The organism is Jiella mangrovi (assembly GCF_017815135.1).
In the GTDB taxonomy this organism is placed as follows: domain Bacteria; phylum Pseudomonadota; class Alphaproteobacteria; order Rhizobiales; family Rhizobiaceae; genus Jiella; species Jiella mangrovi.
The window spans coordinates 334,981-355,003 of sequence record NZ_JAGJCF010000001.1; the positions used below are offsets into that span (position 1 = coordinate 334,981).

The 20,023-nt window shown below is 63.3% G+C and carries 19 protein-coding genes and 1 tRNA gene; 8 read left to right on the forward strand and 12 right to left on the reverse strand.

All coding sequences use genetic code 11. The annotated features are described in order from the left end of the window. Nucleotides 1-196: 196 nt before the first annotated feature. Both murA and cysS read right to left on the reverse strand, forming a co-directional pair. Nucleotides 197-1,486 carry a UDP-N-acetylglucosamine 1-carboxyvinyltransferase gene (gene murA / locus J6595_RS01515; protein WP_209592682.1) on the reverse strand — a complete coding sequence of 430 codons (1,290 nt, stop codon included), beginning with the start codon at nt 1,484-1,486 and terminating at the stop codon, nt 197-199. A 504-nt stretch (nt 1,487-1,990) separates the two neighbouring features. Further along, a complete protein-coding gene (gene cysS / locus J6595_RS01520; protein ID WP_209592683.1) occupies nt 1,991-3,508 on the reverse strand; it encodes a cysteine--tRNA ligase in 1,518 nt (505 codons plus the stop codon). A gap of 463 nt (nt 3,509-3,971) precedes the next feature. On the opposite strand from cysS, the gene J6595_RS01525 reads away from it, so the two are divergent. Beyond that, complete coding sequence (locus J6595_RS01525) at nt 3,972-4,157, forward strand: hypothetical protein (RefSeq protein WP_209592684.1); 186 nt, start codon at nt 3,972-3,974, stop codon at nt 4,155-4,157. Nucleotides 4,158-4,301: 144 nt separating this feature from the next. On the opposite strand, the gene J6595_RS01530 is transcribed toward J6595_RS01525, so the two are convergent. Beyond that, nucleotides 4,302-4,955, reverse strand: coding sequence for an SOS response-associated peptidase (locus tag J6595_RS01530; protein ID WP_209592685.1), 654 nt, complete (start codon nt 4,953-4,955; stop codon nt 4,302-4,304). Between the two features lie 80 nt (nt 4,956-5,035). Here J6595_RS01530 and J6595_RS01535 point away from each other — a divergent pair, with 80 nt between their 5' ends. The 4 genes from J6595_RS01535 to J6595_RS01550 all read left to right on the forward strand — a co-directional run bounded on the left by J6595_RS01535 (nt 5,036) and on the right by J6595_RS01550 (nt 7,497). Continuing rightward, nucleotides 5,036-5,467: an NUDIX hydrolase gene (locus J6595_RS01535; protein WP_209592686.1), complete on the forward strand. Its 432-nt coding sequence runs from the start codon at nt 5,036-5,038 to the stop codon at nt 5,465-5,467. A 120-nt stretch (nt 5,468-5,587) separates the two neighbouring features. After that, nucleotides 5,588-6,034 (forward strand): TIGR02301 family protein, encoded by a 447-nt coding sequence (locus J6595_RS01540; RefSeq protein WP_209592687.1) that lies wholly within the window; start codon nt 5,588-5,590, stop codon nt 6,032-6,034. Between the two features lie 103 nt (nt 6,035-6,137). Continuing rightward, nucleotides 6,138-6,398, forward strand: a complete 261-nt coding sequence (locus tag J6595_RS01545; protein ID WP_209592688.1) for a hypothetical protein — start codon at nt 6,138-6,140, stop codon at nt 6,396-6,398. A 97-nt stretch (nt 6,399-6,495) separates the two neighbouring features. After that, nucleotides 6,496-7,497: a hypothetical protein gene (locus tag J6595_RS01550; protein WP_209592689.1), complete on the forward strand. Its 1,002-nt coding sequence runs from the start codon at nt 6,496-6,498 to the stop codon at nt 7,495-7,497. Nucleotides 7,498-7,556: 59 nt separating this feature from the next. Here the strand turns inward: J6595_RS01550 and J6595_RS22810 are convergent, their stop codons facing one another. The 3 genes from J6595_RS22810 to J6595_RS01565 form a co-directional block, all read right to left on the reverse strand. Continuing rightward, complete coding sequence (locus tag J6595_RS22810; RefSeq protein WP_209592690.1) at nt 7,557-8,780, reverse strand: GGDEF domain-containing protein; 1,224 nt, start codon at nt 8,778-8,780, stop codon at nt 7,557-7,559. A gap of 279 nt (nt 8,781-9,059) precedes the next feature. After that, on the reverse strand, nt 9,060-10,439 hold the full coding sequence (locus J6595_RS01560) for an 8-oxoguanine deaminase (protein ID WP_209592691.1): 1,380 nt from the start codon (nt 10,437-10,439) through the stop codon (nt 9,060-9,062). Nucleotides 10,440-10,452: 13 nt separating this feature from the next. Next, a complete protein-coding gene (locus J6595_RS01565) occupies nt 10,453-11,250 on the reverse strand; it encodes a creatininase family protein (protein ID WP_209592692.1) in 798 nt (265 codons plus the stop codon). Between the two features lie 181 nt (nt 11,251-11,431). Between J6595_RS01565 and J6595_RS01570 the strand changes: the two genes are divergently transcribed. Next, nucleotides 11,432-11,896 carry a MarR family winged helix-turn-helix transcriptional regulator gene (locus J6595_RS01570; RefSeq protein WP_245197525.1) on the forward strand — a complete coding sequence of 155 codons (465 nt, stop codon included), beginning with the start codon at nt 11,432-11,434 and terminating at the stop codon, nt 11,894-11,896. 84 nt (nt 11,897-11,980) lie between these two features. On the opposite strand, the gene J6595_RS01575 is transcribed toward J6595_RS01570, so the two are convergent. The 6 genes from J6595_RS01575 to J6595_RS22915 all read right to left on the reverse strand — a co-directional run bounded on the left by J6595_RS01575 (nt 11,981) and on the right by J6595_RS22915 (nt 18,611). After that, on the reverse strand, nt 11,981-13,432 hold the full coding sequence (locus J6595_RS01575) for an aspartate aminotransferase family protein (protein WP_209592694.1): 1,452 nt from the start codon (nt 13,430-13,432) through the stop codon (nt 11,981-11,983). A 14-nt stretch (nt 13,433-13,446) separates the two neighbouring features. Beyond that, nucleotides 13,447-14,460, reverse strand: a complete 1,014-nt coding sequence (locus tag J6595_RS01580) for an NAD-dependent epimerase/dehydratase family protein (RefSeq protein ID WP_209592695.1) — start codon at nt 14,458-14,460, stop codon at nt 13,447-13,449. Nucleotides 14,461-14,488: 28 nt separating this feature from the next. Next, the gene (locus J6595_RS01585) at nt 14,489-14,932 is read right to left on the reverse strand and encodes an EamA family transporter (protein ID WP_209592696.1); all 444 of its coding nucleotides are present in this window, start codon (nt 14,930-14,932) and stop codon (nt 14,489-14,491) included. An 84-nt stretch (nt 14,933-15,016) separates the two neighbouring features. Then, complete coding sequence (locus J6595_RS01590) at nt 15,017-16,471, reverse strand: FAD-binding oxidoreductase (protein WP_209592697.1); 1,455 nt, start codon at nt 16,469-16,471, stop codon at nt 15,017-15,019. Next, entirely contained in the window at nt 16,464-17,900 is a 1,437-nt protein-coding gene (locus J6595_RS01595) for a UbiA family prenyltransferase (protein ID WP_245197526.1), read from the reverse strand. The genes J6595_RS01590 and J6595_RS01595 overlap by 8 nt, the downstream gene beginning before the upstream one ends. A 246-nt stretch (nt 17,901-18,146) precedes the next feature. After that, nucleotides 18,147-18,611 (reverse strand): hypothetical protein, encoded by a 465-nt coding sequence (locus J6595_RS22915; RefSeq protein WP_425342114.1) that lies wholly within the window; start codon nt 18,609-18,611, stop codon nt 18,147-18,149. Between the two features lie 197 nt (nt 18,612-18,808). On the opposite strand from J6595_RS22915, the gene J6595_RS01605 reads away from it, so the two are divergent. Further along, nucleotides 18,809-18,883, forward strand: a tRNA-Asn gene (locus J6595_RS01605). Between the two features lie 177 nt (nt 18,884-19,060). Next, nucleotides 19,061-19,339 (forward strand): hypothetical protein, encoded by a 279-nt coding sequence (locus J6595_RS01610; protein ID WP_209592698.1) that lies wholly within the window; start codon nt 19,061-19,063, stop codon nt 19,337-19,339. Nucleotides 19,340-20,023: the final 684 nt, after the last annotated feature.

Below are 20,023 nucleotides of genomic sequence, written 5' to 3' on the forward strand. Positions count from 1 at the left end.
CCGGGCACGGTCAACCGGAAAACGCCCCTTAAATCGGCGCAAACGCTGCAAATTGCAAGCCGGTGCGAGATTGTCAGGGCAAGAACATGTCGCCGCATTCGGGCAGCTCGGTGCCGGCACGCGAAGGCTCCGGCAAGAGGCGGGCTGGCAGCGCTCGTCGCGAACGACCGGAAGCGCCACCTGTCATCGGTTGGCGTCAGCCCGAGATCCGCTCGACCTCCGCGCCGCAATTGCCGAGCTTTTCCTCCAGCCGCTCGAAGCCGCGATCGAGATGATAGACGCGGTTGACGAGCGTATCACCTTCGGCGGCAAGCCCTGCGATGACCAGCGAGACCGAGGCCCGCAGATCCGTCGCCATCACCGGCGCGCCCTTCAGCTTCTGGACGCCCTCGACATGGGCGACCTGCCCCGACAGCGAGATCTTCGCGCCGAGACGGGCCAGCTCCTGAACGTGCATGAAGCGGTTTTCGAAGATCGTCTCGGTGATCGAAGCGGTGCCGTTGGCCATGGTCATCAAGGCCATGAACTGCGCCTGGAGGTCGGTCGGAAAGCCCGGGAAAGGATCGGTGGAAACATCGACAGGGGCAATGCCGCCGCCATTGCGATAGACGCGAATGCCGCCCTCGACGGGTGTCAGCACCGCCCCGGCCCGCCCCAGCGTCTCGGCCGCCGTCGGCAGGAGATCGGCGCTCGTGCCGGTCAGCGTCACGTCGCCACCGGTCATCGCGACGGCCATGGCATAGGTTCCGGTCTCGATCCGGTCCGGAAGGACGCGGTGGCGGGCGCCCGACAGGGCCGGCACGCCGTCGATGCGGATGGTCGAGGTTCCGGCGCCCTCGATCTTGGCGCCCATCGCCTTCAGGCAGGTGGCGAGATCGACGACCTCGGGCTCGCGGGCGGCATTTTCGAGAATGGTCTCGCCCTTGGCGAGCGTCGCCGCCATCATCAAAACATGGGTCGCGCCGACCGAGACCTTGGGCATGCGGAACCTGTTGCCGACGAGGCCGCCCCTGGCCGAGGCGACCGCATAGCCGGCCTCGATCTCGATATCGGCGCCGAGCGCGCGCAGGCCGTCGATGAAGATGTCGACCGGCCGCGTTCCGATGGCGCAGCCGCCCGGCAGCGAGACCCGCGCCTGGTGCATGCGGGCAAGCAGCGGCCCGATCACCCAGAAGCTCGCCCGCATCTTCGAGACGAGTTCGTAGGGCGCCGTCGTATCGACGATGTTGCGGGCGTTGAAATGGATCGTGCGGCCGCGTCCCGCATCCTGTCCGAGCCGCTTACCGGCCACCGAGAAATCGACGCCGTGATTGCCGAGGATCCGGGTCAGATTCTCGACGTCGGCGAGATGTGGCACGTTCTCCAGCGTCAGCGTGTCGTCGGTCAGAAGGGAGGCGATCATCAGCGGCAGCGTGGCGTTCTTCGCCCCGGAAATCGGAATGATACCGTTGAGTTCGTTGCCGCCGCGAATGCGAATGCGATCCATAGAGCGCTCCTGATGGCCGTTTCTGCGGCCGGATTATCGAGTTCGGGTGGGATCACTGTGGGGGAACCGCACCACAGTTCCTTGCCATTGTGGCGGCAAAAAGGGAGGCGCCCCTTCCCGCCTGGCGATCCACAAGGCCGTCAGTCGTTCGCGGCTGTCTCTACACCAGTGAATGCAACCTTACAAATCAGTGATCAAAAGAGGCTTAAGGCGACTGGAAAGTTCGAGATGCAGTGCTTGTGCCGACGGCTGGCTAAAGGTGAAGCGGAGGCCTACCCCCCTCTGCCCTGCCGGGCATCTCCCCCACAAGGGGGGAGATCCAACCTGCATCTACGCTCTGCCCGTCTTTCGATCAGCGCGTCTCTCTGCACTCCGCTACTCTCGCAAATCGCCCACCGAATAGGCGCGGCGGCAAAACAGCCAATCCCCCCCTCGTGGGGGAGATGTCCGGCAGGACAGAGGGGGGCGCCTCGCTCGGCGACATCCGAACCAGCACCGGCATCCTCAGCGCTTGACCTCCCACGTCGTCACCCGCTCGCCGGTCTCTTGATCCTTGCCGTCCTTGAGCTGGATGCCCTTTGCCGCGAGTTCGTCACGGATGCGGTCGGCTTCCGCCCAGTTTTTAGCACGAATGAAAGCGAGACGCTCATCTATGACAGCATCAATGACGTCAGCGGAGATCTGTCTATGCTCATCAATAATCGACGCAATGAGACTCTCGAAGCCGAGCGCCACCAAAGCCGCAAGAAGCGGAGATGTATCAGGCTTGTAATGTGTCCAGTCGGGTCCCTGCCTGAAGTGCCATTTTAGGTTCCCGCTCAACATTTGGACAGCCGACGGAGTGTCAAGATCGTTAGATAGAGCCTCAACAAACTCCGGTGCCAAAGCCATGGCATTAACGTCGGGAATCAATTCGATCATCTTCGTTTGAACGTAGGAACTGACTGCGATCCGCCAGTTCCGGATTATATTCTCCGCCTCCTCCAGCCGCTTCACCGAAAAGTCGATCGGCTCGCGGTAGTGGGTCATCAGCATGGCGAGGCGCAGCACTTCGCCGGGCCATTTACGGCCGCCGAACTTTTCCGTCTCCAACAGCTCGCGGATGGTGACGAAATTTCCGTCAGACTTCGACATCTTCTTCCCCTCCACCTGGAGGAAGCCGTTATGCATCCACACCTGCGCCATCGCCGCCGTGCCATGGGCGCAGCGCGACTGGGCGATCTCGTTCTCGTGGTGCGGGAAGATCAGATCGAGCCCGCCGCCATGGATGTCGAAAGTCTGCCCCAGAAGCGCCTCGGACATCACCGAGCATTCCAGATGCCAGCCCGGACGGCCCCGGCCCCAGGGGCTGTCCCAGCCCGGCTCTTCGGGCGAGGACAGCTTCCACAGGACGAAATCGCCGGGGTTCTTCTTGTGGGTATCGACGGCAACGCGGGCGCCGGCCCTCTGGTCCTCGAGCTTGCGGTTCGACAGCTTGCCGTAGTCGACCATGGAGGTGACGTCGAACAGGACTTCGCCGCCGGCCTCGTAGGCATGCCCCTTGTCGATCAGAGCCTCGATCATCGCAATCATGTCGTGGCCGTCGTCGCGGGTGACATAGGCGGTGGCGCGCGGCTCGAAGGTGGGCGCAAGGCAGCCGAGCGCGGCGGCGTCGGCGTGAAACTGCTCGGCGGTTCCGCGGGTGAGTTCGCCGATCGCCTCGTTCAGCGGCAAGCCGGGATAGTCCCTTGCCGCGCGCGCGTTGATCTTGTCGTCGACGTCGGTGATGTTGCGGGCATAGATGACCGCTTCCTCGCCGTAGAGATGGCGCAGCAGCCTGAACAGGACGTCGAAGACGATGACCGGCCGCGCATTGCCGATATGGGCGAAGTCGTAGACGGTCGGGCCGCAGACATACATGCGCACCCGCCGATCGGAGGTCGGAACGCTCCCGTCCCGCCAGTCGAGCGGGTGAAACGGCTCTTTCGTCCGCGTCATGGTGTTGAAGAGCGTCAGCCCGCGAAAGCCGCCGTCATCCGTCATGTCCATGCTCCCTTGCCGGCGGCACCATCACCGCAGCCGGCCTGTGATTTGGAATGGAACGTCGCCTTACAGGATGTCGCGGTTCATGGCGATTCCCTCAAACGACCGGAGGCTCGAAGCCCTCATGGCAGGCGCCTCGCGCCGGATCGCCTGTGACCTCAACGAGGCGGTCGCCGCCCCCTGTCATCGAATCGTCATCTCGCATGCTGACAGCGAACCACCCGCGAATTGGCGGTAGCGGAATCAGCGGGCTGATCGCCTGCGGAACGTTATGCCGCGCAAGGCGCCATCAGACGAAATTCTTGCTCTTTGTCAAAGCGATCGCTGTCACTCCCAAGACACGATCGCCGGGCCTAGATAAAATTTTCACGACGAGGGAAGGCAAGCGTCAGACACGGTCTTCAAAGTGGCACAATCGACCGCCTGAAGTCGGTTCGCCCAACCCATCCAAGAGCATGAAAAAATGACCAAGGACACGCTGCAATTCCGCTCCAGACGCGAACGCGAGAACGAGATCGATCTCGTCCGCAACTATCGCGACATCGGCCATCCGGCGATCGCCGCGGCCAGCCAGGCCGCCCGCAAGGCCGTGCCGGCTCCCGCCATGGCGCGGCGGGCGGAGGATCAGACGCTCATCGCTGCCGAATAAGCGCTCACCAAGCATTTTCGGGAGCAACGCCGCAGGGAATCGTCTCGAGCGCCCCTTGATCCGCGTGGCAAGTCCGGGATCTGCGGTCGCACCCTATCGCGACCCCCACACGAATCGTCGCGCCTGCCTTCACGGGGCGCGGCATCAAAGGCTGGCGTCGATTGCCAGCGACGAAAGGTCCGGCGCGACGAGAAGATCGGCGATGTCGCCCGGCCCGTGAGATCGGCAGTCGAGCCAGCGGGAAACCCCGTCTTTCGAAATGATGACAGGCAACCGGTCTATGACGTCCAGATCCGGCAATCGGGCGGGTGCGGTGAGGATCGCCGCGGTGTCGATCTCGCTGCCGTCGGGAGCCATGTAGCTTTCCATCAGCGCTGCCATCGCAAACACCGGCTCACCCGGCAGAAAGAAGCGATCGAGCTGTCCACCCCTCGCTTTTGCGTCCCGTCCTCCTCTGCCTGTCTTGCGGAAGAAAGAACTGGCGGGAACGAGGCAGCGACGATGGCGAAGGGCGCCGCGAAAGGCCGCGTTTTCCGCCGCCGTCTCGGCGCGGGCATTGAACAGGGCCGGCAGGGCGTCCTCGCCGCGAAACCATCCCGGAATCAGCCCCCAGCGCACCAGCATCGCCGCGCGTCCCGTGTGGGAGGCATCAAACCGCCCCTCGCTGCCTGCAATGACCACCAGGATCGGCTGGGTCGGCAAAATCGCCGGGCGCGGCGGAAAGCCGTCGATCGCGGCGAGGCCGAAAAGCCCCGCCACCTCCTCGGGAAGCGCCTCAAGCGCAAATCGTCCGACCACGTCCGGCCATCCCCTCTGGTTTCAGCCTTGCGACCGTCGTAGCACGAGACCGGTATCGGACAAGGAGGCGGCGAGGCAAAATGGAAGACCGCAAAAGGCCGTTGCTCGGCGTTTCCGTCTGTCTGTCGAACGAAACGGGCGTCCTCCTCGTTCGGCGCGGCAAGGCGCCCTACCGGAACTTGTGGAGCCTGCCGGGCGGACGTGTCGAATTCGGCGAAGCCCTCGCCGACGCTGCCCGGCGCGAACTCGCCGAAGAGACGGGACTGGATATCCGTTCCCTTTCCTTCGCGACGCTGCACGAGGCGATCGGGGACGATGCCCATGCCGTCATCGCCGTTTTCACAGGCTCCCTGCCGCAGGGCGCGCTGCCACAAGCCGGCGACGATGCCGCGGCCATCGCGTTACTGACGCTGGCCGAGATCACGGAGCGCGAGACACGAGGCGAGACGACGCCCGGCCTGACCGGGGTCATCGCTCGCTGCGGCTTAACCATGCCTGACGAGAATCAATGACATGCCACACGGGTCGCGTGCATAACATCGGAGCTGCCGTGACTGGTTTGTTGCCGCAGGGACGCAGGGCGGCAAATAAAGCACGTGCCACGACTGTCACGCTTGCGGCAAAGTTACTGAATGATGAATTCTCACGCCATGCAAGCGAACAGACTCACAGCCGCCGCAGTCGCGGTGGCCCTCGGCCTGGTCTTTTCTGTGCCGAGCGGGAGCTTGGCGCAGGAAGAGCCGCCGCAGGACCCTCTTCCCGAGCGAATCGGGGCCGAGTCGGCGTATATGCAGCCTTTGACCAGGCTGGCGATGATTCTGGGTTCGATGCATTTTCTCCGCAAGCTCTGCGGTGATGATGAGGCCGAGGTCTGGCGCGACAAGATGCAGGAACTGATCGAGGCCCAGGAGCCGGCCGAAGCCGAAAAGAAGCAGCTGATTGCCAGCTTTAACAACGGCTACCGGACTTTCGCGGCGACCTATCGCAGCTGCACCAGCGCGGCGCGGATCGCCGTCAACCGCTACCAGAAAGAAGGAGCGGCTCTGGCGCGAGAGATAGGCTCAAGGTACGGCAGTTAAGGTTCGATTAACGATTGCCGGGAAATCGCCCGGTCATCAGCCCCGGATCATGCTAGGTCTTAACGACTGGTGAAATCGGGGACGAAAGTTTTAAGGGGGTCATATGATCGATGTACAAGGCGCCGAACTGGAAGAGATGATCCAGGCGGAAAAGAAGCAGGTGGCCCTCGAATATCACAACGAAGCCTGGGCCGACGGCATGTCGGACGGCATCGAGGCGGAGATTCTCGCCGAAACCGCGATCTCGACGGCTCTCACCGAGCTCGTGCGTCTGCACGGGGAAGACGACGTGCTGACGCTCATGGAGACATTGAGGAAGCGCCTCGAATATGGTGAGTTTCGCCCCGACCGCACGATACAGTAGCGTTCCGCGCGCCTTTCGATCCCATTTTCGGCGAGGCAGGATCGTTGAGGCCCCTCTTTCCCGGGCCGCCCTTTCGCAAGCAGAGGCAGCCGCACCGATGCGCCCCTTCCCGTGTCTGCTCCTTTGTTCAGCCCTGATCGCCGGCTCGTCGAGCGTCGCCGGCAACGCTCTGGCTTTCTCCCAATTCGAGGACAGTAACGGCAGCTATGGCGGCAGCAAGGACGGCATCATCGCCGTTCCGCTGCCACCGCTTCCCGGCAGCAAGCGGGAGCGCGCCGGCCCCAACCTCCCGCCCGACACGAAGACCAACCAGCCGCCGCAAAACGAGGAGCGTCATCGCACCGGTCAGCCGAAAGGATCCGGCAGGACGGGCGAGGCCATCGAGGGCACCGACCAGGGCGAAGTCCCGATCTCGCCGGAAGACGAAGACGCCATCGCCCCTGCCCCGGCCCCGGCAAGAAATGCTCCCCCGGAGCGGCGGCGCGAGGACCCGTCGGCTTCGACACCGGCGGGCTATCAGGCGGACACGGGCACCAGAGAGCAACCGGGAACCGGGCCGAGAGTCGGCAGGCCGTCCGCGGCCGGGACCGCCGCACCCCGGAGCGAAGCGGACGCGCCGGCGATACCGCTGGCCTCCGACATCGGCTACGGCGAGGACAAACTCCCCGCTCCGGTTCGCGAAACCCGGCGCAAACTGATGGAGGCGGCGCGGACCGGAGAAATCGAACGCCTGAGGCCGCTGATCGAGACCGGCGACGACGGCACGCTCCTGAGCTTTGCCGACACACCGGCAGATCCCATCGAATTTCTTCGGCAGGGCTCGGGTGACGGCGCCGGCATCGAGACGCTGGCGATCATGCTCGATCTTCTCAGATCAGGCTATTCCCGCCTCGAACCGGGCACCGACGACGAAATTTTCGTCTGGCCGTATTTCACCCAGGTCGACATCGCCAAATTGACGAAGCCGCAAATGGTGGAGCTGTTTCAGATCGTGACCGCCGGCGACTATCAGGCCATGCTGGATTTCGGCGCCTACAACTTCTATCGGATCGGCATCACGCCCGACGGCAAGCTGCAGTTCTTCGTCGCCGGCGACTGACGCGATCGCAGCGACGCCTGTTCGACGGGGGCGGTTTTCGAAGCAATGTCGAATGACGCCTACGAGACCCGGCGTGTTGCGTGTTCGCAAACGGCCGGATCGAGGTCAGTGCAGACCTTCCGCTCGACGCGGCCGCGGCCGGCGCGCTTTGCCGCATAAAGCGCAGCATCGGCGTCGGCGACGACCGTTTCCAGATCAGGCCTTGCGCCCGTCCTGACATAAGTCACTCCCGCGCTGATCGTCGTCAGCCCCGCTCCGTCGGGACGGGCGGCGTGGGGAATTGCAAGAGCTGCCACGGCATCGAGCAGCTGATTGGCGCGCAGGAGCGCGACCTGCTCGCTGACGCCACGGATCAGAACCGCGAATTCCTCGCCGCCATACCGCAGGACAAGATCGTCCTCCTTGCGCGTCACGCTCGCCAGCGCCTCGCCGATCCTGCGCAGGCAGACGTCGCCAGCAAGATGGCCGTAAAGATCGTTGTAGGTCTTGAAGTAATCGACGTCGACCAGGACGAAGGCGAAGCATCCTCGGCCGGCCCGCGCCTGCTCGAGCCATTGCGGCAGGACCTCGTCGAGGCATCGGCGGTTGCCGAGCCCCGTCAGGGCGTCCGTCATCGAAAGCTCGGCGAAGCTCTGGCGCGAAATTTCGAGTGCCCGGGATTTTTCGATCTCGCGCAAAGTGGCAAGATAGGCCATGCGATCGCCGCGTTGCACCAGCCAGCTGCTGAGAAGCAGGAAGTAGCTCGCCATCGCAAGCTCGGCGGAAAGAGCGATGCGCACTTCGTAGGCCAGCTCCGGCCGAAGCACGACTGCTGACACGCCTCCGATCAAGCATAGCCCTGTCAGAACGACGGCCGCGGGAAACCGGAGTCTCAGAATCACGATCCCGTACACGATGGTCAAAAGGAAATCGATGAAGCTGAAGGCGCCGTTCGCGGAGCGCGTCGCGTAAAACAGGTAGAGGGGCACGACACATGCCGCCAACATGGCCGCGAGCAGTGCCGCTTCGCGGGTGAGAGACGACAGTTTCGGCAACACTGCGTAGATCGCGATGGCCAGAACCGAGACAACGAGGCGCAGCACGACCCCGAGAACCAGAACGTCAGGGGCGATCAGAAAGCCCAGCAGGCCGTAGCAATTATAGCTGACGACCCCTGCCACGATCGCCAGGCGCAGATGCTGGATACGCGCATCGCGGGAATCACTCTCGTAACGCCGCTGCACGTTGGGAGAAAAGTTGAGGAAGGCGCCCAGCGGCTCGATCCCCACCGAGCTCGTCGCCACTTCCGTATTCCAGCTCGTTTCGCTCTTTGGAAACACCGATAACTCTGCCCGCTCCGCTTCGGGCTACGAGGTTACGTAACAACCCTTACAAACATGCAAATACGGAGCGGGAAGTTTTTCGCGTTCATCACAACATCTTCAACGACAACCGCACTCTACCCTGAGGAATCAATGCATAATATACAAACCTTATCTTTCGGCCCTGTGTTGCAATCCTTGATGACCCAAGGGAACCAAACCGGCGCATCTCGCCGAGACCAACCACAAGCCATTGCAGTTTCAGCGAAAACGGACCGCCGCCCTGCCGTGCGCCTCGCGCAATGCGTGTAGGTCGATACCGATCGGATAGCCGTCGACAACCCGCCAGCGCCCACCGACCATGACGCGATCGGCGCCTTGCGCGCCGCACAGGACGAGCGCCGCGATCGGATCATGGGCGCCGGAAAACCGCAGATCGTCGAGGGTGAACAGCGCCAGATCGGCCTGCGCGCCGACCGCGATGCGGCCAAGCTCCGGCCGGCCGAGGCAGGCGGCCGACCCGGTCGTCGCCAGCGAAATCGCATCGCGGGCGGAAAACGCCGCGGCGGAACGCAGCTTCAGCCTCTGCACCATCAAGGCGCTGCGAAGCTCCGCGATCATGTTCGAGCCGTCATTGGACGCGGATCCATCGACCCCCAGCCCGACCGGGGACCCGGCATCCTGCAACTCGCCGACGGCGCAAAAGCCCGAGGCGAGAACGGCGTTGGAGGATGGACAATGGCAGATGCCGACCTTGTGCCGACCGAGCTTGCGACATTCCTCCGTGGTGAAATGGATGCCATGGGCGAGCCAGGTCCGCGGCCCGAGCCAGCCCGCTTCCTCGAGATAGTCGAGCGGCCGGCAGCCGAATGTCTCCTCGCAGAAACGGTTCTCGTCTTCGGTCTCGCCGAGATGGGTGTGCAGCCGGCAGTCGTGCGTTTCCGCAAGCGCCGCCGTCTCGCGCATCAGCGCCTTGGTGACGGAGAAGGGCGAACAGGGCGCCAGGGCGATCTGTACCATCGCTCCCTCGGAGCGGTCGTGATAGCGGCCGATCAGGCGCTCGGAATCGGCAAGGATCGTATCGGCATCCTGAACGACGTGATCGGGCGGCAGGCCGCCGTCCTTCTGCGACAGGTCCATCGAGCCGCGCGTCAGCGTCACCCTTATGCCGAGCGCTTCGGCCTCCTCGACCTCGATGTCGATGGCCTCGTCGAGACCATCAGGAAAGAGATAGTGATGATCGACGGCGGTCGTGCAGCCCGACATCAACAGCTCGGTCAGCGCCAGGCGCGCGGCAAGGCGCATGCTGTCGGGATCGAGCCTGCCCCACAGCGGATAAAGACTCTGGAGCCAGGGAAAGAGTTCCTTGTCGATCGCCGCCGGATGGGCTCTTGTCAGCGTCTGGTAGAAGTGATGATGGGTGTTGATGAGACCCGGCAGCACGACGTGGCGGCCGGCATCCATCACCTCGTCGACCGGCTCGCTCGGTGCGGCGCCCGCCGGCACGATCTCCACGATGCGCTGGCCCGCAACGACGATGCCGCCGCCGGCACCTTCCGCAAGGATCGCAAGCGGGTTCTTCAGCCAGAGCCGGCGAGGCTGCGCCCCGGCATCGCCATCTGTTTCGACGCCGTCCGTCATCAGCCCTCTCCGCTCAGGCGAGATCCCCAAGGTCAAATCCGAGAATATCGCGCAGGAATGCAACGAAGCCGCCGGCCTGATGGTCGGCGATCGCCCGGCCGATCTCGGCGGTGGCCAGCGTCGCGTCGCCGACGACGCCCCTTACGTTGAGATCGCCAGCCATCCAGCCAAAGCCGAGCCGGCCATGGGCGCGCAGATGGGTGTGGCTCTCGGCGAGCCTCGACTGGAGGCTCGCAAAGCGCGCAATCTCGCCCTTTCGCACGAGTTCGGGCCGAAAATGCAGCATCAAGGCCGTCTCGACGGCACCGCCGTGAATGCCGAGATCGATCTCCTCGCCCGGCAAGAGGCCCTGCGGATAGCCGAAGCGCAGCCAGGAGCATGTCCCGACGAGAAGCTTGTGCGTCTTGCGCAGCTCCAGCGCGGCCGTGTCCATCACGGGCGTATTGCCGCCATGGGCATTGACGATGACGAGCCGCCGGAACCCGGCATCGGCCAGACCCTCGCCGATCTCGATCAGCGCCGAGGTGACTGTTCGCCAGTCGAGGCTGAGCGTGCCGGGAAAGTCGGTGTGCTCGGTCGATTTGCCGAGCCGGAAGACCGGCAGGAAGGTCGCCCCGACCTCCGCCGGCAGTCGCGCGATCACGCGTTCCACCATGGCATCGGCGAGAATGGCGTCGGTGCCGAGCGGCAGATGCGGGCCGTGCTGCTCGATCGCCGCGATGGGCAAAACGGCGACCGCATCCTGCAGATCTTTCCGGACGCCGCCAAGGTCCTCGGACGTCAGTTCCTCAAAGCGCCGGCAAATTGCCATGTCAGTCCGATTCCGCCCAATCCCACCAGGATCCGCAGGTTGCCCCGCAGTCGGTCTTCACGGGATGTGGATAGCCGAACCCGCCGTATTTTACCACGAATCCTTTGAAAAGACGTTTGCAACTTTACACAAGCCAGCGGCTCGATCATGCTCCCGGCAATTCCGTCAACCGAGAGTCGCAATGGCCCGCAAGAAAAAGAAGGGATATGTCACGGGTCAGCTCGTCCTGGCGGCCAGAATTGCACGAACTGCACTTTTGCATAACCTCGACACGGTCGAACTTTATCCTGGGCAGGACGCTGTTCTCTTGGCCATTGGCACCAGCGACGGAATTTCCCTGCGGGATCTCGCGGAAAAGCTTTCCGTTCGTCCTCCAACCGTTACGAAAACCATCACGCGGCTCGTGGCACAGGGGCTCGTCGAAAAGCGCCTCTCCAAGACCGACCTTCGCCAGAGCATGGCGTATCTGACGCCGGAAGGCGCAGCTCTCGTTGAAAAGGTGCGGTCGGCGCAAAAGGCGCTGGAGCGCCGCGCGCTGGCAAATTTCACCGACCGCGAACGAAAGGTCTTCCGCCGCTATCTGATGCGTGTTCAGGAAAATCTCGCCGATGCGGACGGTGGCAACGAGGGCGCAAGCAAGATGTGACCGGCCGCAGCGGCGCCCCGGCCGGATCGCAGGGCAAAGAGCCCGGGCGAGGCGGAACCGAGCCCCGCCTCGCCGACGCCGGGTTCAGCCGAGCTGCGTCTTGACGAAATCCTTGACGATCGAGACGATCCCTCGTCCGAGCAGGGCATCGAGCGCATCGCAGAACTGGTCGACATGCTCCTCGCCGCAGATCAGCGGCGGCTGGATGCGGATGACGTTGCGATTGTACTCGGTGAAGGCGACGAGGACGTCGTAATCCCGCAAAAGCAGCGCGCCGACGAAGCCCGAGAGCGAGCCCTTCAGCTTGTCGTCGAGGATCGCCACCATCGGCCGAAGCGCCAGCGGCAGGGTCTGCGAGAAGTCGTGGAACTCCAGCCCGATCATCAGGCCCTGGCCACGCACATCCTTGACGATCTTGGGATATTTCGCCTGGATCGCCTTGAGGCGCGAGAGGAGATAGGCGCCGGTCTCTGTGGCGTTGCCCATCAGGTCTTCGTCATAAAGGACGTTGAGGCCCTCAATGGCGGTGATCGAGGCTTCGCCGATGCCGCCGAAGGTCGCCTGGGCATGGATCATCGCCGTCTTCGGCGTGCCATAGGCCTTCATATAGACGTCGCGCCTGGCGATCATCGCGCCGACGGCTGCCTTGCCGGCGCCCAGCGATTTTGCCAGCGCCGTCACGTCGGGAACGACGCCGTGATGTTCGAAGGCGTAGAACTTGCCGGTCCGGCCGTAGCCGCACTGCACCTCGTCGGCGACCCAGATGACATTGTGCCGGTCACAGAGCGCGCGAACGCCCTGCCAGTATTCGGTCGGCGCGCTGATGATGCCGCCGCCGCCTTGCACAGTCTCCAGCACCACGACACCGATGTCCGAGTCGTTCTCGATCGCGCGTTTGAGGGCGTCGAGATCGCCGAATGGCACCTTGACCCGGTTGTCGACCAGCTTGAAATCGCCCTGATAGAGCGGCGAGTCCGTTACCGAGAGAACGCCCTTCGACTTGCCGTGGAAGGAGTTCTCTGCGTGGACAATCTTGCAGTTCCTGCGGCCCGAAGCGCGCTCGGCGACCTTGATCGCCGCTTCCATCGCTTCCGACCCTGTCGAGCCGAGGAACACCATGTCGAGCTCGCCGGGCGAACAGGCGGCGAGGTTCTTGGCCAGCGCCGAGGCGTATTGCGACAGGAAGGCGATGGCGATCTCGTGGCGCTTCTCCTCCTGGAAGCGCTCGCGTGCGGCAAGAACGCGCGGATGGTTGTGACCATGCGCCAGCGAGCCGAAGCCACCGAAGAAATCGAGGATTTTCCGACCGTTCTGGTCGGTCATATACATGCCTTCGGCGCGCTCGATCTTCACCTTGTGGAAGCCGAGCAGCTTCATGAAGTGGAACTGGCCTGGATTGATGTGATCCTTGAAGAGATCGGCCATCGTCTCGACCGACATCGCCTTGGCATCCTCGACGGAGAGGAGCTTCGGCTTTCTCGGGCCGCGGCGAAGCGAAGGATCGGAGGTGACGGCATCCACGGGACGGTCGAGCATGATCGTTCTTCCTCTCACTCTGCCGGCTGCGCGTGGCTGGCGACCTTGCCGGTCTTGCCCGCGAGCTTGGCGCGATATTCGCTATAGGCGGCGATCAGCATGTCCTCGTCGCGATATTGCGGCACCCAGCCGAGCTGGCGCTCGCCCTTGGTGACGTCGAGGACGCATTCCTCGTCGGCGATCAGATACTGCTCCGGGTCCATCAGCGGCATGTTGACGGCGTCGAGAAGGTCGAGCGTCTTTTTCACCGCCCAGCCGGGCGTCGGGATGAGGATCGATTTGGAGCCGGCATGCTTGATCAGGTCGCCAAGCAGCTTCTTCACCGGCGGCGGGTTGATCGAGCCGAGATTGTAGGCCTCGTTCGGAACGCCGGCCTTCCAGGCGAGACGCGCCGCCTCGGCGCAGTCGAAGACCGAGATGAACTGATAGGGGTTCTTGCCCGAGCCGATCATCGGAACCGGCAAGTTGTGGTCGATCAGCTTGAACAGCTTTTCCAGAATGCCGAGACGGCCGGGGCCGATGATCAGACGCGGGCGGAACAAGGAGATGTTCATCCCCTTCTCGCGCCATTTCTCGGCGAGGATCTCGGTGTCGAGCTTCGACTGGCCGTATTCGCCGAGCGGCGAGACCGGATGCTCCTCGGTCATCGGATAGGTGACCGTGTGGCCGTAGATCATGTCCGTGGTGAAGTGGACGAGCTTTCGGGCGCCCGCCTTGTCCATGGCATGGATGATGTTCTCGGTGCCGAAATAGTTCACCGGATAGAAGAAGTCGTGGCGCTTGGCCCGCACCTGGATCGGCGAGAGCATCTTGGCCGACAGGTTGTAGACCATGTCGTCCGGCGCGATCGCGACAGCCTCGACAGCCCCCAGATCGGTGACGTCGCAGTCGATGAAACGGGCGGTCGCGTAATGTGGCAGATCGCTCTTGACGATGTCGGCGACGACGACCTCTTCGCCGTCTGCGACGAGGGTCTTGGCGAGATGGCGACCGACGAAGCCGTCACCGCCGAAAATCACATGTTTCATTGCGAGAGCCTCTTGAGACCTTTGGTATTCAGGAATTTTCGGGTGCCGTGTCCGGCGCAACGGCCTTGACCGCGTCGATGGCCGGGTCGGCATGGGCGCTGCCGCCGCTCTGAGCGATGAAGATCGTGCCGCCGCAGATGAGCGCGATGCCGATGATGCGCATGGCGTTCACTTCCTCCTTGAAGAGGAAATAAGCGAAGATCGCCACGACGACATAGGCCAGCGACAGGAAGGGATAGGCGAAGGACAGATCCACCTTCGAAAGCACGAAGAGATGCGAGGCCATCGAGATCACGAAGGTGCAAAGCCCCAGGAAGACCCACGGGCTGAACACGATCTGCAGGATCTTCAGGATCGGGTTGACGCCGGCAAAACTGAGCGCGCCGAGCTGCATCATGCCGTATTTCAGCATCACCTGCGCCGCCGCATTGGTCAGCACGGTGAAGAGAATGAACGGGATATATTTCGTCATCGGCCTGATCTTTCAGTCGAGGCGTCGTAATTGACGGAAGGTCATAGCGCCTGAAGTTCAGTGTTGAGTTAAGACGACACCCGATCAGGTGCCTGCCGCAACGATTCCATCCGCCATGGTAAAGGGATCGACGCTTTGACCATTCAATTTGTCGGCATCGCCCTCACCGGCCCCGGCGACGGCTGTCAGGCGCATCGCCGTGCGACGCCAGAAATTCGACATCATCGCCGGGTCCCGCAAGGCTTCGAGCCGGTGCCAGTCCGCAAAGGAGGCCGCGAAGGTCTGCGCGGACATGCGCGCATCCTTGTAGGGATTGACCGCACCGCCGGCTTCGACGGTGATTCGGTCGAGCTCGGCCAAGAGTGCGAGCGTCCTCGGACCCTTGTGCGGAAAGTCGAGCGTCAGGGTGTAGCCTGGCCTCGGGAAGCTGGTCAGCCCGGGGCTTTGCAACGCCCCGAAGCGCTTCAAGACGGTCAGGAACGAGCCATGGCCATGGCTCCGTGCGCATTCGAACAGGGCGCGAACGACCGCCTCGGCGTCGGCATAGGGGACGACACTCTGATGCTGGAAGAGCCCTCTCGGCCCGTAGAGTCGGTTCCAAGCTCCGATCCGGTCGAGGGGGTAGAAGAAGCCGGCAAAGGGTACGGTCTCGACGTGAGTGCCCGCGCGGGCCTTTCGGTAATAGGCCTCGTTGAAGGCCTTGAGGAAAGGCCCTGCGAGCGGGCTGATCGGCGGGGTGAAGGGTATGCCCGCAAGCTGCCCGGATGCTTCGCCGGACATGTCGCCCGTCTCGGCGTGATCGCCGCAGATGAGATGGCCCCGCCCGAGATTCTTGCCGCTGGCCAGCGAATCGATCCAGGCGACGGCGTATTCGTGGCGTTCGTCCGCCGCTTCGGCGACGTCGAAATAGTCCGACAGGGTGTCGAACCGCGTCGTCGTCTGGACGATCGACAGCGACGGCACCTTCATCAGCCGGATCGTCGCGCGGCGGATGAGCCCGGTCAGCCCCATGCCGGAAATGGTGGCGGCGAAGAGGTCGGCGTTCTGATCGGATGTCAGGGTCAAAAGGCCCCGGTCGGAGCGCTGGAGTTCGATGGCCTCGACCCAGCGCCCGAACGTCCCCCTGCGATGATGGTTCTTGCCGTGGATGTCGTTGGCGATCGCTCCGCCAAGGGTGACGAACTGCGTGCCGGGCGTGACCGGCAGGAACCAGCCGTGTCTTGCGACATGGCGGGTGATCTCACTGAAGAGCACGCCGGCGTCGGCCGTCAAAAGACCGGTCACGGGATCGAAGTCGACGATCTGCGGCTTCATGCCCTGGCGCGCGTCGAGAAGCACGCCTTCGTCGTTGTGGCAGCTGTCACCGTATGACCGGCCGTTGCCGAAGGGCAGAAAGCCGCCCCTGGCGCGCTCGTGCCCGTCAGGGGCTGCCTGCGCAGGCGCCTTGCGCCACGGCCCGGCATCTGCCGGCACGGCCGAGCGCTCGCCGCGCTTCAGCCGGCCCCAGCTGTCATGCCCGTGGCCGGCGACGTCACGCATAGGCGGCAAGCAGGAACATGATGGCGCCGATGGCGATCATCATCTGGCTGCGCCAATCCTGCAGGATGAACACGACGGGGTCGTCATGCATCTGGCCGCGGCGGGCGAGCACCCAGATGCGCACGATGATGTAGAGCAGGATCGGACAGAGCGGCCAGACCATCGCGGGCATGTTGTAATGGACGAGCACCTCCGGGCTGTTGATGTAGAGCGCGAGCACCATGACCGAGGCAAAGCCCGACGCCATGCCCGCCTGGGCGAGGGTCTCGAGGTCGGCGTCGACATAGCCGCGACCGGTCTTCGACCGTTCGGCGCCGCTGCCGAAGTCCATCAGCTCGGTGTAGCGCTTCACCAGCGCCAGCGACAGGAAGAAGAACAGCGAGAAGGCGAGAAGCCAGAACGAGACCGAGACGTCGGTCGCGGCGACGCCCGCCATGATCCGTGTCGTGTAGAGCCCCGCAAGCGTCAGGACATCGATGAGCAGCATCCGCTTGATGAACATCGAATAGGCCGTCGTCGCGCAGAGATAGGCGACCAGCACGCCGAGGAACGTCCAGGGTAGAAGAAGGCTGAGCACAAGCGAGCCCGCGAACAGCCCCGTAGCAAGCTTCAGCCCGTGCGGGATCTGCAGCGAGCCGCTGGCGAAAGGCCGGTTGCGCTTGGTCTTGTGCTTGCGGTCGGCGGTCAGATCGACGAGGTCGTTGAGGATGTAGACGGCGGAGGCCGCGAAGGAAAAGGCGAAGAACGCAACCAGCGCACTCAGCAGCATGGAGACGTTGAAGAATTCATGGGTCAGGACGACCGGCACGAAGACGAGGACGTTCTTGGCCCATTGGTGCGGCCGCATCGCCTTCAGCGCGGCCCGGGCGGGGTTTCCGCCGGCCTCGATCAACTCGGCCCCGGTGCGCCGCTGCCATCGTCGCGCGGCGCGGTCGGGGGCGACGACGGTCGCGTCCGCGGCCGCGTCGAGCAGACAGATATCCTCGTGGGAATTGCCGAAATAATCGAAACCGTCCTCGCCGCAGTCGGCGGTGATCCGCTCCAGCTTGCGGCTCGAGGTGAGGTTGACGTCGTCGCAGGAGGCCATCACCGCGTCGAACAGGCCGAGATGATCGGCGACGGCGTGGGCGAGGCGCTCGTTGGAGCCGGTTGCAAGCACGATCCGCCGGCCGTCGGCCTTCGCCTCGCGCAGCGCCTGCAAAACCTCCTCGCGATAGGGCAAGAGCGCCGGATCGAAATCGACGTCGCGCGCCAGCTCCGCCTTCAACCGCGCCTTGCCGGAGGAAAGCCAACCGGGAAGTCGCAACAAACGGACCGGCGCCTGGCGTGCCGTCAGAAAGAGCGTTTCCCACAACAGGTCACTCTTGATCAGCGTCCCGTCGAGATCGACGAAGATCGGCCGATCTTTCTGGCCAATTCTGGCGTCCAAGGATCCGTCTCCCGTTCGGAACCGAAGAACCGGCCCCATTTCCTCGCTCACGCCATTCTGGACGCTTACGGTTTCGAGGGAGTTGAAGCCCTCTCCCTTGCGGTAGTTCATGCTGCCATATTATCGCGCGTGGCAAACGAAGGATGAAGAATGCCACCAACATGGCATGCGATTAAGCAGTTGTCTTGATTTCCGGGCGCCCGGGGCCTTCACCGCGCCGGTCCCTTTCCTTCGATCGTCAGCCTGTCACTTTGCTCCCGATCGTCGCGAACGGCGCCAGCGAGCAAAGCGCGTCTCGACACGGCGCCGCCAACGACGCACGAGCGGCGAATCGACGGACAAAACGAGGAGTCCCAAAGGAACCATCCAGAAGCCGAGGATCGGAAGGAAGCCGAGAATACCGCCGGCGAGGAGTGCGACACCGAGGACGATGCGCCCGCGCCGCGATCCCGGCAACGGGAACTCCCGCCCGAAAAGTTTCAAGGTCCGGCGCTGCGTCGGCGCTGCCCCCTCTTCCGCCGCAAAGACCGCGCCCGCCGCTTCGCGCCGCTCCGCCGGATCGTCGATGCGCATCTCTGCCTCGCCGCGACCTGCGCCTGAAAACCGCAGGTCGCCTCCCGGTGAATTCGCCGGGCGACGCATGGGGGCGGCCCTGTCGTCCACGGAACCCGGCCCTGCCGGGCGATCGTCGCGACCGGTCTTGAGAGCCATGCATCGTCTCCATCTGGCTGGGGCCCCACGGAACAGAAGATGGGCCGGCGGCCCGCGACCTGCAATCTCCGCCTTCGAGCCACCCATATTGCGTCCGCTTCGGGTCCTTTCGAAGGCCAGAGCGGTTTTTTCCACGCAAGCGCTTGGCAAAAGGGGAAGGGCTTTGCTATAGGCCTCGCCAACGCGCTCAAGCGTATTCCCCGGTAGCTCAGTGGTAGAGCACTCGACTGTTAATCGATCGGTCGCTGGTTCGAATCCGGCCCGGGGAGCCAGTTTTTAGAGATAAAGGCCTGAAATCGCTGCGGTTTCAGGCCTTTTCTTTTCTCCGAACACACTTTTGTTCATAACGGAGACGACCGGTAGGATGAGGCATCCCGCCGGTGTTCTCAAGCCTTGCGCTAGAGCCTCTTCCCCGCAATGGTCGTCTCTCGACATCCAAGAGGTGAACGATGACAAACGACAACCTTGTTGAAGTGCCTTCTTTCCCGGGTCGGTTTCTCGATGAAGTCCGGTACACGGCTCTTGTGAAAACCTTAGGCCAGATTTCAATCTCGCTTGCCACTATGTTGGAATTGGCTGAGAAGTTAGACCCGGCCACGTTTAAGGAATCCCTTGAGATTATCGATCGCGATACCGTTGAGGCTGTTGCATTTTCTGACATCAAAGAAGATGAATTGCAGCGCCTTAATAAGGCTTTACTTTCCGCACTGAAGGTCGAAATACGATGATACATACATTTTTTGACGTCTTTTCTTTGCCCATTCCCTCGATGCCCTACGATGCTCAGCCCGAACGCACTCGGCGCACCGGAGCGAGTCCCGACGCCTGACGCCCAATATGGGGCCGCCGCAGTCGATGCAGCGAATCGCGCTGATTGGGCCTTTCGTCCGCAGAGTGCGCGCCGCCGTCCGGCATGGGATGCAGCAATATTTGGCGTCCGACTTCTTCGCGTTCCGAATTGGCTTCTGGCAGTGACGGCAGATGAGCGCAGCCCGCTTTGCCCCTCGAATCTGCTTGTCAAAGGCCGCTGCCGAGGCATGGCGGCACTCCGTCGAGCAGTACTTTTGCGCGATCGATTTCGGATCGAAGGGTTGCTCGCACCAAGCGCACCGCTCGTCTTCGAGATCGTCAAGGTTCATCCCGCCTGTCTCCGATCCACTTGCGAGCAGTGATAGCTACAGAAAGTCTGCCCCTTCCGGTTTGGCTTAAACGGATCGTTGCAGGTCGGGCATCGCTGCTCCGGTTGCCGCGCCTTCCAAGCGGCTTTTCCGGCCTTCCAAGCGGCATAGGATTCTTCGTCCCATCGTTGCCGCTGGCGATCCATCTTGGCGGCATGGGCGCATACGTCGCCACACCACAGGCGATGACCATCAGGGAGCGGCTTGTTGCACCGGGCGCACCGCTCGCGAGGA